The organism is Pseudomonas eutrophicaquae, assembly GCF_023544715.1.
GTDB lineage: Bacteria > Pseudomonadota > Gammaproteobacteria > Pseudomonadales > Pseudomonadaceae > Geopseudomonas.
This window is the reverse complement of the sequence record NZ_JAMJEZ010000027.1, coordinates 1-14,990: the sequence shown is the minus strand read 5'-3', so window position 1 is coordinate 14,990 and position 14,990 is coordinate 1. Positions and strand designations below refer to the sequence as shown.

14 protein-coding genes are annotated in these 14,990 nt (G+C 63.6%); 8 read left to right on the top strand and 6 right to left on the bottom strand.

All coding sequences use genetic code 11. From position 1 onward, the window contains the following. Positions 1-14: 14 nt before the first annotated feature. Entirely contained in the window at positions 15-317 is a 303-nt protein-coding gene (locus MXC11_RS10720) for a DUF1883 domain-containing protein (protein ID WP_250010187.1), read from the bottom strand. 108 nt (positions 318-425) lie between these two features. On the opposite strand from MXC11_RS10720, the gene MXC11_RS10715 reads away from it, so the two are divergent. Next, complete coding sequence (locus tag MXC11_RS10715; protein ID WP_250010186.1) at positions 426-827, top strand: 4a-hydroxytetrahydrobiopterin dehydratase; 402 nt, start codon at positions 426-428, stop codon at positions 825-827. Positions 828-878: 51 nt separating this feature from the next. Here MXC11_RS10715 and MXC11_RS10710 read toward each other — a convergent pair whose 3' ends face one another. Continuing rightward, positions 879-2,345: a sodium-dependent transporter gene (locus MXC11_RS10710; RefSeq protein ID WP_250010185.1), complete on the bottom strand. Its 1,467-nt coding sequence runs from the start codon at positions 2,343-2,345 to the stop codon at positions 879-881. 97 nt (positions 2,346-2,442) lie between these two features. Between MXC11_RS10710 and MXC11_RS10705 the strand changes: the two genes are divergently transcribed. The 3 genes from MXC11_RS10705 to MXC11_RS10695 all read left to right on the top strand — a co-directional run bounded on the left by MXC11_RS10705 (position 2,443) and on the right by MXC11_RS10695 (position 6,058). Then, entirely contained in the window at positions 2,443-3,768 is a 1,326-nt protein-coding gene (locus MXC11_RS10705; RefSeq protein WP_250010184.1) for an MATE family efflux transporter, read from the top strand. Between the two features lie 150 nt (positions 3,769-3,918). After that, on the top strand, positions 3,919-5,577 hold the full coding sequence (locus tag MXC11_RS10700; RefSeq protein WP_250010183.1) for a nitrite/sulfite reductase: 1,659 nt from the start codon (positions 3,919-3,921) through the stop codon (positions 5,575-5,577). Then, entirely contained in the window at positions 5,561-6,058 is a 498-nt protein-coding gene (locus MXC11_RS10695) for a DUF934 domain-containing protein (protein WP_250010182.1), read from the top strand. Before MXC11_RS10700 ends, MXC11_RS10695 begins: the two co-directional genes overlap by 17 nt. 129 nt (positions 6,059-6,187) lie before the next feature. On the opposite strand, the gene sohB is transcribed toward MXC11_RS10695, so the two are convergent. Next, positions 6,188-7,210 (bottom strand): protease SohB, encoded by a 1,023-nt coding sequence (sohB, locus tag MXC11_RS10690; protein WP_250010181.1) that lies wholly within the window; start codon positions 7,208-7,210, stop codon positions 6,188-6,190. A 172-nt stretch (positions 7,211-7,382) separates the two neighbouring features. Here sohB and MXC11_RS10685 point away from each other — a divergent pair, with 172 nt between their 5' ends. From MXC11_RS10685 to MXC11_RS10670, 4 genes are all read left to right on the top strand, one after another. After that, positions 7,383-7,700, top strand: a complete 318-nt coding sequence (locus MXC11_RS10685) for an SCP2 sterol-binding domain-containing protein (RefSeq protein WP_250010180.1) — start codon at positions 7,383-7,385, stop codon at positions 7,698-7,700. 218 nt (positions 7,701-7,918) lie between these two features. After that, positions 7,919-8,785, top strand: a complete 867-nt coding sequence (locus tag MXC11_RS10680; protein WP_250010179.1) for an MBL fold metallo-hydrolase — start codon at positions 7,919-7,921, stop codon at positions 8,783-8,785. Positions 8,786-8,813: 28 nt separating this feature from the next. Continuing rightward, positions 8,814-10,565 (top strand): bifunctional protein tyrosine phosphatase family protein/NAD(P)/FAD-dependent oxidoreductase, encoded by a 1,752-nt coding sequence (locus MXC11_RS10675; protein WP_250010178.1) that lies wholly within the window; start codon positions 8,814-8,816, stop codon positions 10,563-10,565. Continuing rightward, a complete protein-coding gene (locus MXC11_RS10670) occupies positions 10,565-12,325 on the top strand; it encodes a SulP family inorganic anion transporter (RefSeq protein WP_250010177.1) in 1,761 nt (586 codons plus the stop codon). Before MXC11_RS10675 ends, MXC11_RS10670 begins: the two co-directional genes overlap by 1 nt. Before the next feature lie 118 nt (positions 12,326-12,443). Here MXC11_RS10670 and MXC11_RS10665 read toward each other — a convergent pair whose 3' ends face one another. The 3 genes from MXC11_RS10665 to MXC11_RS10655 all read right to left on the bottom strand — a co-directional run. After that, on the bottom strand, positions 12,444-13,640 hold the full coding sequence (locus MXC11_RS10665) for an IS256 family transposase (RefSeq protein WP_250010176.1): 1,197 nt from the start codon (positions 13,638-13,640) through the stop codon (positions 12,444-12,446). Positions 13,641-13,888: 248 nt separating this feature from the next. Continuing rightward, positions 13,889-14,131 carry a HigA family addiction module antitoxin gene (locus MXC11_RS10660; protein WP_250010175.1) on the bottom strand — a complete coding sequence of 81 codons (243 nt, stop codon included), beginning with the start codon at positions 14,129-14,131 and terminating at the stop codon, positions 13,889-13,891. Between the two features lie 77 nt (positions 14,132-14,208). Further along, the coding region (locus MXC11_RS10655; RefSeq protein ID WP_250010174.1) for a bifunctional ornithine acetyltransferase/N-acetylglutamate synthase at positions 14,209-14,990 on the bottom strand (782 nt) is incomplete at its 5' end.

The window sequence follows — 14,990 nt, the reverse complement described above, 5'->3', positions numbered from 1 at the left end:
CGGTTACGCGCAGCTCAGACCTGCCAGGCGGGCTTGCTGCGCTTGAAGCGGATGCGATATTCCAGCTTGGGCGGGCGCGTCACACTGATCGGGCGGCGGGTCACGGTGTCGAGGGTGATGTTCCAGAAACCGTTGCTCGGCACGCGGATCTTGGCCGGGAAGCGGTCGAAGTGCCCGCCAATGTAGTTGTGCCGGGCGCCGTTCTTGAAGGCGCGGAAGTTGGCATCGTTCATCAGGCGGATGTTGCAGGGCTGCGAACTCTCGATGATGACCAGGTCATCCTCGTTGAGCTGCTCGCGCTGGTGGATGAATTTCATGGCGGACTCCGCAGGACAGACGACAAGACGCGACAGGATACCGGACTTGCCGCCGCGTGCCAGTGCAGCGATGCTGCGCAGCTTTACCGTATTTGTCAGGAGTTCGAGATGTCTGAGCCCACCCTGCCCTCCACCGCCAGCACCGCGGTGCATGACGGCGCCTCCAGCGCCGCGCCGCTGCATCGTCAGGCCTGTGAAGCCTGCCGCGCGGACGCCCCGCGCGTCGCAGACGCCGAGCTGCCCGTCCTGCTGGCGGCCATTCCCGACTGGTCGATCGAGGTGCGCGATGGCGTGATGCAGCTGGAGAAGGTCTACCGCTTCGAAGACTTTGCCCGCGCCCTGGCGTTTACCAATGCGGTCGGGGCGCTGGCCGAGGCTGAGGATCATCACCCGGCCCTGCTCACCGAGTGGGGGCAGGTCACGGTGACCTGGTGGAGCCACAAGATTCGCGGCCTGCACCGTAATGATTTTATTCTGGCGGCACGCACCGATCGCCTGTTCAGCGCCTGACAGCCGGCGCCCACGATCGCCCGGCCCGCCGGCCGGGCGATTCGGCAATGCTCAGCGGGGCGCGGGCCGATACAGGCTGCGCACGCCGGGCGTCAGGCATTCACCGAGCAGCGCCAGGGCCATGCAGGCACCGGCCACCCAGTACCAGCGCTGCAACGGGTCAAAGCCCAGCCAGCCCAGGGCATGCAGGAACACCAGCAGGATCAGCAGCGGACTGACGTAGCGCAGCAAAATCAGCCACAGGGCGTACAGCGCGCGCGGCAGGTGCAGCTCATCGCGCAGCAGGTCGAGGCGCAGGCGATAGCCAACCAGCAGCGCCAGCAAAATGCCGCCCAGCGGCATCATCCAGCGTGAAGTCAAGTAGTCGAGACCATCGAACAGGGTCATACCGGCCAGCGTCCAGTGCGCGCCCTGATTGAAGGACAGCATGGTCAGCTGACTGATCAGCACCAGCACTCCACCCAGCAGCCAGGCCGCACGGCGGCGGCTGATGCCATGCTGCTCATTGAGCCAGGCCACACTGCCTTCCAGGATCGAGATCGCCGAGGTCAGCGCGGCAATTGAGACCATGGCAAAGAACAGCGCGCCAAACAGCTGGCCCCAAGGCATCTGCTGAAAGGCCAGCGGCAGGCTCATGAACAGCAGCCCAGGCCCGGCCGCCGGACTCATGTCGTTGGCGAAGATCACCGGGAAGATCGCCAGCCCCGCCAGTAGCGCCACCGCCGTATCGGCCAGCGCGACGATCAGACTGGTGCGTACCACCGACTGCTGCTCGGGCAGGTAGGCGCCATAGGCCATGATCGCCCCCGAGGCGAGGCTCAGGGTGAAGAAGGCATGTCCGAGCGCGGCGAGGAACGCCTCGCCATTCAGGCGCGAGGCGTCAAAGCGGAACAGGAAAGTCACCCCTTCGGCAAACCCGTCGGTCGTCGCCGCGTAGCCGACCAGCACCAGCAACAGCAGCACCAGCCCCGGCATCAGCCAGCGCACAGCCCGCTCAATTCCCTGCTGCAAACCGCGCCCGACAATCCAGAGGGTCAGCAGGGCCACCAGCAGACTCCAGCCACCCAGCTGCAGGGGGTCGGCATTATGATCGGCAAAGATCGCCTGCATCGCCGCGACATCGCTGCCGGCCAGCGAACCGCCGGCCATCTTCAGCGTGTAGGCAAACGCCCAGCCGGCTACCACCACATAGAAGCACAGGATCAGAAAGCCGCAGAGCATGGCCATTGCCCCCAGCAGCCCCCAATGCCGACTGGCGCCGCCTTCGCGGGCGACGTGCGCCAGGGCATCCATCGGATTGCCGCGCCCGCGCCGGCCGATGGCTACTTCAGCCACCAGCAGGGGAATGCCGATGAGAAAGATGCACAGCAGGTACAGGAGCACAAAGGCGCCACCACCGTACTCACCGGTGATGTAGGGAAACTTCCAGATGTTTCCCAGCCCCACCGCCGAGCCGGTGGCGGCCAGTACAAAGGCCCAGCGCGAACGCCAGAGATAATGCGGGGATGGACGGTCCATGGGCGAGGCCTCTGTCAGCGGCTGTCCGGCGTATCGTACACCGCCTCGCTCGGCTGATTGGGTACACTGAGGCCCCGTTCCGACCCCGAACCGTCCCATGCACGACTCCCAGCGTCTGCGCCACATCCTCGCCCTTGGCCTGCCGATCATCGGCGGCATGCTCAGTCAAAGCCTGATCAACCTGGTCGATGCCGCCATGGTCGGCCCGCTGGGCGCCACGGCCCTGGCCGGTGTGGGCATCGGCAGTTACGCCAACTTTGTCGCCATCGCGCTGGTCATGGGGCTGGGGGCCAGCGTGCAGGCGATGGTGGCCCGCCGCCACGGCGAGGGACGCATTCAGGAAGCAGCGATCCCCCTGAATGCCGGTCTGCTGGTGGCGGTGCTGTGCGGGGTACCCATCGCGCTGATCGGTAGCATCGCCGCGCCCCAGATCGTCAGCTGGCTGAGTGAGGACCCCGCCGTACAGGCGATTGCCCGCGATTACTTCACCTGGCGGGTGCTGGCCGTGGCGGCGGTCGGGCTGAGCTTTGCCTTTCGCGGCTACTGGAACGGCAGCCACAACCCCGGCCCTTACCTGCGCATCCTGCTCGGCATGCATGCGCTCAATGTGCTGCTCAGCTATGGCCTGATTCATGGCCGACTGGGACTGCCGGCCTTGGGGGCCGCGGGAGCGGGTCTGGGGACCTGTCTGGCGCTGTACGCCGGGGCGCTGGTTTATCTGTGGCAGACCTGGCGCAGCGGACGATCCCGGGGCTTTCTCAAGGCCTGGCCCGACCGGTTCACCCTGCAGACCCTGCTACGCCTGTCGCTGCCCAACTCGCTGCAGCAGGTGCTGTTTGCCTGCGGCGTGGCGCTGCTGTTTCGGATCATCGGCCAGATTGGCAGTGCTGAGCTGGCGGTGGCGCATGTTCTGATCAACCTGGCGCTGCTGCTGATCCTGCCGGGGGTGGGGCTGGGCATGGCGGCCACCACGCTGGTCGGTCACAGTCTGGGCGCTGGGCAGATCGAGCAGGCCTGGCGCTGGGGCTGGGATGTGGTGAAGGTCGCCAGTGTGGTGCTGGTGCTGCTGGGGGCGCCCTTCTGGCTGATGCCCGGCTGGATTCTGGGGCTGTTTGTCAGCGATCCGACGCTGATCGCGCTGGGGCTGTGGCCGCTGCGCCTGACCGGTGTGGCCATGGTGCTGGACGCCGCGGCGCTGGTCTTCAGTCAGGCCTTGCTGGGCGCCGGGGCCAGCCGCTCGGTGATGGTCGTGACCCTGGGCGTGCAGTGGCTGGTGTTGCTGCCGCTGGCCTGGCTGATCGGCCCGGTGCTCGGTCACGGCCTGCTGGCCATCTGGACGCTGTACATGCTGCAGCGCGGTCTGTCCTCGGCGTTGTTCATCGGCCTGTGGCAACGCCGGCAGTGGGCGCGCCTCTCGCTGTGAGCGCCTTGCATATTCAAAAAAGCACTGAATATATAGTTATTATTCACTTTATAGAATAAAGGGCGACTGCTATCGTGCGCCGATTATTAAAAGAGCCATGCCGCCCCGGCGGCTTACCTCTGCGCTGACAGCCCGAGAGCAGACCACGCTATGTACGTATACGACGAATACGATCAACGAATTATCGAGGAGCGCGTCGCGCAGTTCCGCGACCAGACCGCCCGCTACCTGGCCGGGCAGCTCAGCGAGGAGGAATTCCGCCCGCTGCGCCTGCAGAACGGCCTGTACGTGCAACGCCACGCGCCCATGCTGCGCGTCTGCGTGCCCTACGGCCTGCTCTCCACTCCCCAGCTGCGCATGCTGGCCAAACTGGCCCGCGACTACGACAAGGGCTACGCGCACATCTCCACCCGCCAGAACGTGCAGTACAACTGGCCGAAGCTGGAAGACGTGCCGGACATGCTCGCCGCGCTGGCCAGCGTGCAGATGCACGCCATCCAGACCAGCGGCAACTGCATCCGCAACGTGACCACCGACCAGTTCGCCGGCGTTGCGGCTGATGAGGTGATCGATCCGCGCCCGTGGTGCGAGATCATCCGCCAGTGGGCGACCTTCCACCCGGAATTCGCCCACCTGCCGCGCAAGTTCAAGATCGCCGTGAACGGCTCGGCCGCCGACCGCGCCGCCATCGAGGTGCATGACATCGGCCTGGAGCCGGTACGCAACGCCGCCGGCGAGCTGGGCTTCCGCGTGCTGGTCGGCGGCGGCCTCGGTCGCACCCCGATCGTCGGCAGCTTCATCAACGAATTCCTGCCCTGGCAGCACCTGCTGACCTACCTGGACGCCATCCTGCGCGTGTACAACCGTTACGGCCGCCGTGACAACAAGTACAAGGCGCGGATCAAGATCCTGGTCAAGGCGCTGACCCCCGAGGTGTTCGCAGAGCGCGTCGCCGCCGAGTGGGCGCACCTCAAGGACGGCCCGGCCACCCTGACCCGGGAAGAACTGGACCGCGTCGCCGCGCACTTCGTCGATCCGGCCTACAAGACTCTCGAGGATCAGGGCGCCGCACTGGCCGCGCTGGACGCCGGGCATCCAGGCTTCGCCCGCTGGCGCGCGCGCAACGTGGTGGCGCACAAGAAGCCCGGCTATTGCGCCGTCACCCTGTCGCTGAAGGTCACCGGCATCGCTCCGGGCGACATCACCGACAGGCAGTTCGATGCGGTGGCCGATCTGGCCGAGCGCTACAGCTTCGGCGAGGCACGCACCACCCACGAGCAGAACATGGTGCTGGCCGACGTCGAGCAGGCACGCCTGTTCGACCTGTGGAACGAGCTGCGCGAACTGGGCCTGGCCACGCCGAACATCGGCCTCTTGACCGACATCATCTGCTGCCCGGGCGGTGACTTCTGCTCGCTGGCCAATGCCAAGTCGATCCCGATCGCCGAGGCCATCCAGCGCCGCTTCGACAACCTCGACTACCTGTTCGATCTGGGCGAGATCGACCTGAACATCTCCGGCTGCATGAACGCCTGTGGCCACCACCACATCGGCAACATCGGCATCCTCGGCGTCGACAAGAAGGGTGAGGAGTTCTACCAGGTGTCGATGGGCGGCGAAGCCGGGCGCAACGCCAGCCTCGGCCAGATCCTCGGCCCGTCCTTCGCCCAGGACGACATGGCCGACGTGATCGAGAAGATCATCAACGTCTACGTCGAGCAGCGCCACGAAGACGAGCGCTTCATCGAGACCTTCCGCCGTATCGGCATCGATCCCTTCAAGGAGCGCGTCTATGCAAAGCATCATTAAGAACGGCGAAGTCATCGACGAACGCTGGCATCTGCTGCCGCTGGAGGCCACCCTCGACGGCATCTCCAACAGCGATGACCTGATTGTGCCGCTGGGCCTGTGGCTGGAAGCCAGCCACGCCCTCAAGGTGCGCGATGGCGGCCTGGGTGTGTGGTTGCAGAGCCATGAGCAGATCGAGGACATCGTCGAGGATCTGGCGCACTTTCAGGTGATTGCCCTCGACTTCCCGGTGTTTACCGATGGCCGGCACTTCTCCAGCGCCCGCCTGCTGCGTGAGCGTTATGGCTATACCGGCGAGATTCGCGCCATCGGCGACGTGCTGCGCGATCAGCTGTTCTTCATGCACCGCTGTGGCTTTGATGCCTTTGCGGTACGTGCAGACCGTGATCCGCACGAGGCCCTCAAGGGCCTAGCGGACTTCTCGGTGACCTACCAGACCAGTGTCGAGCAACCGCTGCCGCTGTTCCGCCGCCGCGCCTGAGCGCGTCACGGCCATGAAAAAGGCCCCGCATCCTGACTGGTGCGGGGCCTTTTTCGTCCGGGGCGGGCCGCTTGGCTCGCTACATAAGGCCCGCGCGGGCAGCGGACTGCCCGCCAGAGGCGGACCGGCTCACTGCCAGAAGCGTGGCTGCGACAAACGCCCCCACCAGCGCAGCAGCACCCCATCCAGCGCCGCACTGGCGGCCAGCCCGACGCGCTCTTGCAGCGTCTTGCGCTCCACATAGCTCAACAGCAGCAGCTCGGCATGCTGAGCGCGTTCGGTCAGGTAGGCGTCACTGGTTTGCAGGGCATCCACCAGCTGCTTGTCGAGCGCCGTTTGCCCGAGCCAGACCTCGCCGGTCGCCACCGCATCGATGTCCAGTTGCGGGCGGTAACGGGCGACAAAGTCCTTGAACAGGCGATGGGTCAGTTCCAGTTCCTCCTGAAACTTCTCGCGGCCCTTATCGGTGTTTTCCCCGAACAGCGTCAGGGTGCGCTTGTACTGGCCTGCGGTGTGCAGCTCGAAATCGATATCGTGCTTTTGCAGCAGACGATGGAAGTTGGGCATCTGGGCAACCACACCGATCGAGCCCACCAGCGCAAAGGGCGCGGCGAGAATCCGCTCGCCCAGGCACGCCATCATGTAACCGCCACTGGCGGCCACCTTGTCGATACAGACCGTCAGCGGAATCCCGGCCTCGCGGATCCGCGCCAGTTGCGAGGCGGCCAGGCCATAGCTGTGCACCATGCCGCCACCGCTTTCCAGACGGATCACCACCTCATCCTGTGGGGTGGCGATGCTCAGCAGCGCGGTGATCTCATGGCGCAGACTCTCACCTGCCGAAGCCTTGATGTCCCCGTCAAAATCCAGCACGTAGACGTGCGGCTTGTGGGTACCGGTTTTGCGCTCGAGCTTTGCGCTGCGCGCCTGCTCCTTGCGCACGCGCTTGAGCTGCGCCTTGCTCAGGACACTGTCCTGCAGGCGGGCACTGAGCACCTTGTAGAAATCATTCAGGCGGCGCACCTGCAGCTGCCCGCCACCATGGCGCTCACGCTGACGCAACAATGCGACGACGACCAGCAGCACAATGATCGCCAGCAGGATGGTCAGGGTGCGGGCGAGAAAACCGGCGTATTCAGCAAAAAACTCCACGGGGACGGCTCCTTGATCACGTCGGGCGCACTGGGCAGCGCGACAGGGCTGCACAGGATAACCAGCCCGCTCGCCCATCACCACTGCACGACTTTCTGCTGCGTTGACAGGCCAGCGGGCTTGCCCCTACGCTGCTTTGGCGCTTTTCCCTTTCTCTTTGTCAGGACACTCCATGAGCAGCACCGTCTCCCAGATCATCGAAACCATGCAGGCCCGCTTCAATCCCAAGGCTGCGGCCGGGCTTGATCTGATCTTCCAGTTCCGCATCCTCGATGCAGACAACTACTACCTGAGCATCAAGGACGGTACCTGTGACCTGAGCGCAGGCGATGCGGCCAACCCCAACATCACCCTGATCATGGACAGTGCCACCCTCAAAGGCGTCCTCAGTGGCGAGCTGAGCGGCATGCAGGCCTTCATGAGCGGCCGGCTGCGCACCGAAGGCAACATGATGCTGGCGATGAAGCTCGGCGAGCTGTTCCCCTCCTGATGTTCGGGTGCGGGGTATCGCCCCGCACCCTCCTCCTTGTCACCCCCGTTACCGCTGCTCTGATCGCGCGCGCATCCCGCGCTCTATGGCCTAAGTTCATAGGGACACTCACGCGCCTTTATAGTGAAAAATTCTATACATAGAACAAAAAATCCCATTAGGCTTGAGTGCAGATAAACCCTCCGGGGTATTCATCCATCCTCCATGAGGACCCTGCCATGCCTGCTCACGTTGAAGCCTTCTTCGACCCCGCCACCTTCACCTACAGCTATGTCGTCAGCGATCCGGCCACTGGCGAATGCGCCCTGATCGATCCGGTACTCGACTACGATGCCGCCTCCGGTCGTACCCGTCATGACAGCGCCGACCGCCTGATCGCCCATGTGCGCGAGCAGGGCCTGACGGTGCAATGGATCCTCGAAACCCATGTGCATGCCGATCACCTGAGCGCCGGCCACTATATTCGTGACACGCTCGGCGGGCGCCTGGCCATTGGGGATCACATCACCGTGGTACAAAACACCTTCGGCAAGCTGTTCAACGTCGAGAGCGCTTTTGCCACCGATGGCAGCCAGTTCGACCACCTGTTCAAGGACGGTGAAATCTTCCAGATCGGCAGCCTGCACGGGCGTGCCATCCATACACCGGGGCACACTCCAGCCTGCATGACCTACCTGATCGACGATGCCGCCTTCGTCGGTGACACCCTGTTCATGCCCGACTACGGCACCGCACGCTGCGACTTCCCCGGCGGGGATGCGCGCACGCTGTATCGCTCCATCCATCACAAGCTGTTCAGCCTGCCAGACAGCACCCGCGTCTTCATGTGCCACGATTACAAAGCCCCCGGCCGAGACGACTATCTCTACGAAACCACCATTGGCGCTGAACGCCAGCACAATATTCATGTGCATGAGGGGATCAGTGAGGACGAGTTCGTCGATATGCGTACCGCCCGCGATGCCACGCTGAAGATGCCGACCCTGATCCTGCCGTCGGTACAGATCAATATGCGCGCCGGCGAACTGCCGCCCGCCGAAGACAACGGCACCCGCTATCTGAAGATTCCACTGGACGTTCTCTGAATAGCGCCTCTGCAGGGAGAAGCACACGATGCAAGCCATCAAACGCCTTACACCCTTTATCGCCGTGGCCGCGCAGCTGGAGCCGGCTGACATGGGCACCCTGGCCGCCAGCGGCTACTGCACGGTGATCAATAACCGTCCGGACCATGAAGGTGAAGGCCAGCCCTCCAGCGCGGCGATGCAGGCAGCGGCAGAAGCCTCTGGACTCAGCTATCACTACTTGCCCGTGGTCTCCGGGCAGATCACGGACCGCGACATCGAGGACTTCCGCGCCCTGCTCGCCCAGATCAAGGGGCCGGTACTGGCTTTTTGCCGCACTGGCACCCGCTCGACCACCCTCTGGGCACTGGCTGAGGCCCATCATCTAGACCCCGAAGTGCTGCTGACGACCGCGCAGGGTGCAGGCTATGACCTGAGTGCGCTCAAACCGCGCCTGCTGGAGCGCTGGCAGCACAGCGCGCCGGCGACAGGCACTTCGTCAAGCCTGCCGACGCCCGGCCATACGCCACGCTTTGATGTGCTGGTGATCGGCGGCGGCGCGGCGGGCTGTGCGGTCACCGCCAGCCTGCTCAAGCGCAACCCTGGGCTGCGCATCGCTATCGTTGAGCCCCGCGAGCAGCATTACTATCAGCCGGGCTGGACGCTGGTCGGGGCCGGCGTCTTCGAACGATCACGCACCGAGCGCGCCATGGCGCAGTGCATTCCCAGCAAGGCGCAATGGATCCGGGCGGCGGCAGCCCGCTTTGAGCCGGAGCGTCAGCAGGTCGTTCTCGAGGATGGCAGCTGCCTGGGCTATCGCGCACTGGTGGTCTGTCCGGGGCTGAGCCTGAACTGGGACGCCATTGAAGGCGCCCAGGAAAGCTTGGGCAAGCACGGCGTCACTTCCAACTATGTCTTTGAACTCGCACCCTACACCTGGCAACAGGTACAGGCGCTGCGCAGTGGGCGGGCGTTGTTCACCCAACCGCCGATGCCCATCAAGTGCGCCGGCGCGCCCCAGAAAGCCATGTACCTGTCCTGCGATCACTGGATGAAGCAGGGCGTGCTGCCCAATATCCAGGTGGACTTCTACTCGTCCGGTGCCGTGTTGTTCGGCGTTGCCGACTTTGTGCCCCCGCTGATGAAATACGTGGAGCGCTATAACGCGCACCTCAATTTCAACAATACGCTGGTTGCCGTAGATGGCCCGGCGCGCAAAGCCTTTTTCAAGGTTACCGGCAACGATGGCCAGAGCAGTACCCTGGAGCGTGAGTTCGACTTCCTGCATATCGTACCGCCCCAGCAGGCTCCGGAGTTCATTCGTCAAAGCCCACTGGCCAACACCGATGGCTGGGTCGAGGCGGACCATGAAACCCTGCGCCACCCGCGTTTTGGCAATATTTTCAGCCTGGGTGATGTCTGTGCAGCACCCAACGCCAAAACGGCGGCAGCGGTGCGCAAACAGGCGCCTGTGGTTGCCGATAACGTGCTTAGCGTGCTGGCCGGACGTGGGCCGCGGGCAGTGTATGACGGTTACGGCTCCTGTCCGCTCACCGTCGAGCGGGGCAAAGTGATCCTCGCCGAGTTCGGCTATGGCGGCAAATTGCTGCCGACCTTCCCTCTGGATCCGCGAGTGCCGCGTCGTCTGGCCTGGGAGCTGAAAGCGCGCTGGATGCCCAGCATCTACTTCGATCTGATGCTCAAGGGGCATGAATGGCTCGCCGAGCCTGCGCAGCTCAACTTCGAGCCACGCCCGGTGGAATCCCCCTCGGCGTGTGACTTCACTCAGGAGAAGAAGTGATGAATGAGCGGCTCGCCCGCTATCTGCCGTGCCTGGAATGGGCGCGGCAGTATGATCGCGAAGCGGCAGGCAAGGACATGCTGGCCGCCGTCATTGTCACCCTGATGCTGATCCCCCAAAGCCTGGCCTACGCCATGCTGGCCGGATTGCCGCCGGTGGTCGGTCTGTATGCCAGCATCCTGCCGCTACTGGCTTACACACTGTTCGGCACCAGTCGCACCTTGGCGGTGGGCCCGGTGGCTGTGGTCTCGTTGATGACCGCCGCCGCACTGGCTCCGCTGTTCAGTGCAGGCAGTGCCGAATATGCCGGCGCGGCCATGCTGCTGGCTTTGCTCTCCGGGGTGATCCTGCTGCTGATGGCGGTGCTGCGCCTGGGCTTTCTTGCCAACTTCCTGAGTCATCCGGTGATTTCCGGGTTTATCAGCGCTTCTGGGCTGCTGATTGCGCTCGGACAGCTCAAGCACATTTTCGGCATCAAGGCAGACGGCGAGAATGCGCCAGAGCAGCTGTGGAGTCTACTGAGCGCCCTGCCAGACACCCACCTGCCGACATTGATCATCGGTGCCACGTGCTTGCTGTTTCTGTTTGGCATGCGCAGCAAAGGGAATGCCTGGCTGCGGGCACTGGGTGTCCCTGCCCGTCTTGCCAGCCATCTGACCAAGGCAGGACCGGTGCTGGCACTGCTGGTCTCCATTCTGGCTGTCAGCCTGTTAGGTCTCGCCGAGCAGGGTGTCAAGGTGGTTGGCGTCGTGCCGAGCGGTCTACCCTCTCTCACTCTGCCCACCCTTGATGGAGCGCTGGCACTGCAGCTTTTGCCTGCAGCACTGCTGATCAGTCTGATCGGCTTTGTTGAATCGGTATCCGTTGGTCAGACACTCGCTGCCAAGCGGCGGCAACGCATCGAGCCCAATCAGGAGTTGGTCGCACTGGGTGGGGCCAACGTAGCTGCTGCCCTGAGTGGCGGCTTCCCAGTGACCGGTGGCTTTGCCCGTTCGGTGGTCAACTTCGATGCCGGTGCGCAAACCCCCCTAGCAGGAGCGCTGACCGCGGTGGGTATTGCCTTGACCGTGCTGTTCTTTACCCCGCTGTTTGAAAATCTGCCCCATGCTGTGCTGGCCGCGACCATCATTGTCGCCGTGCTGGGATTGGTCGATCTGGGCGCCTTGCAGCGTACCTGGCGCTATTCACGCCAGGATGCGATTGCCATGGCGGCTACCATGCTGGGTGTGCTGCTGATCGGCGTTGAGGCAGGCATTTTGCTCGGTGTGGGGTTGTCTTTGCTGCTGTTTCTCTGGAGAACCAGCCAGCCGCATATTGCTGTGGTCGGACAATTGCCGGGGAGCGAACATTTTCGCAATGTGGAACGCTTTGCGGTGGTAGAAAGCCCGAGCGTGCTGTCTGTGCGGGTCGATGAAAGTCTGTACTTCCCGAATGCCCGGTATCTGGAGGATCGGATCGCTGAACTGGTCGGCCAGCATCCCAAGGCCCGTCATCTGGTGCTGATGTGTCCGGGCGTCAATCTTATTGATGCCAGCGCCCTAGAAAGCCTCGAGACTATTGCAACACGCCTACAGGCCTCTGGGATTCAGCTGCACCTTTCAGAGGTCAAGGGTCCAGTGATGGATCATCTGCATCAGTCTGAATTCCTGCAGCATTTTGGTGGGCAGGTCTTCCTCAGTCAGTTCGAAGCGCTGGCTGCGCTTGATCCCGAAACCACACAGCGGGCATTGTCATTGCGTCGCGATATGGCAAAAACCTGATAACCAACCCTTGGCGGCATCATGACTGATGTCGCCAGGGGTGCAGGCTCGGATCAGGGGATCGTGTCCCTGAACGTGGTGTAACTGCCATGGCTCTGGCAGTCGAGTCTGCGGGGGCTCAGCTGATCACAGCGGATAGCCGAGCGGGTTGATTGTCACTGAGCGATTGCAGTCCCTCAAGCTGCATGTAGCGGCGTTGCAGGCTCCATTCGTCGTTCTGCTCCAGCAGCATCGCCCCGACCAGGCGGACGATGGCAGCGTCGTTGGGGAAGATGCCTACCACGTCGGTGCGCCGCTTGATCTCGGCGTTCAGCCGCTCCAGCGGGTTGGTGCTGTGGATCTGCTGCCGGTGCGCCTTGGGGAAGCCCATGTGAGCCAGCACCTCGTCTTCGCAGCCATCCATCAGCCGAGCAATCTTCGGGAAGCGCTCGCGCAGCTGATCCGCCACGACGCGCCATTGCCGCCGGGCCTCGTCCTCACTGTCCTGGGCGAACACTGTACGCAGTAGCGCGGCCACCATGGTCCGCTGGCCCTTGCCGACATGTGCCAGGGCGTTGCGCATGAAGTGCACCCGGCAGCGTTGCCAGGTCGCCTTCAGCACTTTGGCCACGGCCGCCTTGAGCCCTTCGTGGGCGTCGGAGATGACCAGCTTCACCCCGCGCAGGCCACGGCGCATCAGGCTGCGCAGGAAGTCGGTCCAGAACGGCTCGGCCTCCGAGGGCCCGACCCGCATGCCCAACACCTCGCGCACGCCATCGGTATTCACCGCCACGGCGATTATGACCGCTACCGAGACGATGCGCCCGGCCTCGCGCACCTTGACGTAGGTGGCGTCGATCCACAGGTAGGGCCAGTCACCTTCGATGGGGCGGTCGAGGAAGGCATGGACGCGCTCGTCGATCTCGCCTGCCAGGCGCGACACCTGACTCTTGGAGATGCCGCTCATGCCTATGGCCTGCACCAGCTCATCGACCGAGCGGGTCGAGACGCCCTGCACATAGGCCTCCTGGATCACCGCCGCCAGCGCCTTCTCGGCGGTGCGCCGGGGTTCCAGGCAAGGCGGGAAATAGCTGCCCTGACGCAGCTTGGGAATGCGCAGTTCGACGTCGCCGGCCCGGGTCTGCCACAGGCGATCCCGGTAGCCATTGCGGCTGTTGCTGCGCTCCTCGCTCTTGATGCCGTAGCCGGCACCGCAGCGCGTCTCGACATCGAGCTCCATCAGGCGCTGGGCGACGAACTGGATCATGTGCCGGAGCAGGTCGGCATCCGGGCCTTTCTCGGCCAGCTCATCCAGTGCGATAGTGTGCTTGGTCATCGTGGTTTCTCCGGTGATGGTTTGGTTGGCAAGCTCAACCTAGCCGGAAACCACGGTGGCCGTCCTCTCTCACGCCTGACAGCGTTTCTGGCGGCGCTCAGTTACACCACTCCCTGGGACACGATCAGCGCCAGGCCGGCGTCATGCGCAAATGGGAACCCGAGGCGATCCGATTGATTGACGAAAAAAAGCCCCGCAGTGCTCAACTACAGGGCTGGTGGGGCTGGTGGGGCTCGGGGAGCCTGGGGTCAGGCGAACTGCAGGCGCGCGATCGGCGGATGCTCGCGGTGTTCGGCTTGCCACAGGTCGTAGGCTGCCTGCTCGGCGAGGTACTGGCGTGCGTTGCCGAGGCCAGCCAGTTCGAGCCGGTGGGCCAGGTCGGCGGTTATCGCCGCACGGCCGTTCAACACGGTGGAGAGTTGCCCGCGCGAATAACCGATGTGCCGGGCCAGGCCCGCTACCGTCATGTTGATCGCTGGCAGCAACGTCATCGCGCAATGGCAGAGGACGAATAGCCGGTGAACTGCCGAGTGGATTGTCCCTCGGCAGATCTGTCAGGCGATACAGCTCAGGTCGTGTAGTCGGCGTTGATCCGGATATAGCCTTCCGAGAGATCACACCCATAGGCCGTGAACTGCCCCTGAGCGATGTTCAGATCCACCGAAATTAGTACTTCCTTGCCTTGCAGGTAACCTTTGACCACCTGCAAGTCGGTCTCGTCCAGCTGCTGCGGATAGGCCTCGGTATCGCCAAATACGATCCGTACCTTGTCCGGGGCAATATCATGTTCGGCCTCGCATTTGCCAATCGCCATAGCTACACGTCCCCAGTTCGGATCTGCTCCATGCACGGCAGTCTTGACCAACGGCGAGTTAACGATGGCTTTGGCTACACGTTTGGCTTGTGCATCATCTCGTGCTCCTGTGACCTGTACCTCCAGTGTTTTACTCGCACCTTCGCCGTCCGAGGCGATCATGCGCACTAGAGTCAGGGCAATGTCGTAGAGTGCTTGCTCGAACTCGACCAGATCCACGTCACCCGCCAGCCCGTTGGCCAGGATTGCCGCCGAGTCGCTGGTGGAGGTGTCGGTGTCGATGCTCAGGGCATTGAAGGTCTTGTCGATCACCCGGCGGAATAATGCATCCAGTGCATCGGGAGTGATCTTCGCGTCCGTGAAGAAGAAGGTCAGCAGGGTGGCCATGTTCGGCTCGATCATCCCCACGCCTTTGGCGATACCCACCAAGCTTGCGTTGCCAATCTTGCGGGCAGCATGTGAACCGCCCCGAGTTTCCCGGAGGCTCCAACCTTTGAGAGGATGGAGCCATGAAGAAATCCACCAAGTACTCCCCG

What these genes read in the sequence shown, in the direction of transcription:
- MXC11_RS10720 (WP_250010187.1), bottom strand. Translation starts at nt 317, where the DNA reads ATGAAATTCATCCACCAGCGCGAGCAGCTCAACGAGGATGACCTGGTC.
- MXC11_RS10715 (WP_250010186.1), top strand. Translation starts at nt 426, where the DNA reads ATGTCTGAGCCCACCCTGCCCTCCACCGCCAGCACCGCGGTGCATGAC.
- MXC11_RS10710 (WP_250010185.1), bottom strand. Translation starts at nt 2,345, where the DNA reads ATGGACCGTCCATCCCCGCATTATCTCTGGCGTTCGCGCTGGGCCTTT.
- MXC11_RS10705 (WP_250010184.1), top strand. Translation starts at nt 2,443, where the DNA reads ATGCACGACTCCCAGCGTCTGCGCCACATCCTCGCCCTTGGCCTGCCG.
- MXC11_RS10700 (WP_250010183.1), top strand. Translation starts at nt 3,919, where the DNA reads ATGTACGTATACGACGAATACGATCAACGAATTATCGAGGAGCGCGTC.
- MXC11_RS10695 (WP_250010182.1), top strand. Translation starts at nt 5,561, where the DNA reads ATGCAAAGCATCATTAAGAACGGCGAAGTCATCGACGAACGCTGGCAT.
- MXC11_RS10685 (WP_250010180.1), top strand. Translation starts at nt 7,383, where the DNA reads ATGAGCAGCACCGTCTCCCAGATCATCGAAACCATGCAGGCCCGCTTC.
- MXC11_RS10680 (WP_250010179.1), top strand. Translation starts at nt 7,919, where the DNA reads ATGCCTGCTCACGTTGAAGCCTTCTTCGACCCCGCCACCTTCACCTAC.
- MXC11_RS10675 (WP_250010178.1), top strand. Translation starts at nt 8,814, where the DNA reads ATGCAAGCCATCAAACGCCTTACACCCTTTATCGCCGTGGCCGCGCAG.
- MXC11_RS10670 (WP_250010177.1), top strand. Translation starts at nt 10,565, where the DNA reads ATGAATGAGCGGCTCGCCCGCTATCTGCCGTGCCTGGAATGGGCGCGG.
- MXC11_RS10665 (WP_250010176.1), bottom strand. Translation starts at nt 13,640, where the DNA reads ATGACCAAGCACACTATCGCACTGGATGAGCTGGCCGAGAAAGGCCCG.
- MXC11_RS10660 (WP_250010175.1), bottom strand. Translation starts at nt 14,131, where the DNA reads ATGACGTTGCTGCCAGCGATCAACATGACGGTAGCGGGCCTGGCCCGG.